Annotated in this window: 1 pseudogene; it reads left to right on the top strand. The window is 25.0% G+C overall.

Annotated features, from left to right (window positions below):
- A pseudogene (locus IE124_RS36425) lies at nucleotides 1-553 on the top strand (hypothetical protein); the annotation flags it as partial.

Raw genomic sequence — 553 nt, 5'->3', positions numbered from 1 at the left:
CAAATGGAAAATTAAGAAATACGGGATTGTCCGAAAGGGGAAACCCTGGGGATAACGGAGTCTTCATAGTACCCAAATTTAATTTAAATAAAGTGAGATACTTTAGTACTTTATCTAAATTAAATGCAAGGAAGGAAGACAGTTTAGCGTATTTAACAAAGATTAATACTACGGATTTTTCCGAGTTAAATAAATTAATAGAAAATAATCATAATAAACTTGAAACCATTAATACTAGAATTTTAAAATTAATGTCAGATATTAGAATGTTATTAATTGCTTATAATAAAATTAAAAGTAAGAAAGGTAATATATCTAAAGGTTCTAATAATATTACCTTAGATGGGATTAATATTTCATATTTAAATAAATTATCTAAAGATATTAACACTAATATGTTTAAATTTTCTCCGGTTAGAAGAGTTGAAATTCCTAAAACATCTGGAGGATTTAGACCTTTAAGTGTTGGAAATCCTAGAGAAAAAATTGTACAAGAAAGTATGAGAATAATATTAGAAATTATCTATAATAATAGTTTCTCTTATTATTCTCA

Origin of the sequence: Streptomyces narbonensis, assembly GCF_014649015.1 — a bacterium.
GTDB classification, from domain to species: Bacteria; Actinomycetota; Actinomycetes; order Streptomycetales; family Streptomycetaceae; genus Streptomyces; species Streptomyces narbonensis.
This window is presented reverse-complemented; position numbering and strand designations above follow the sequence as displayed.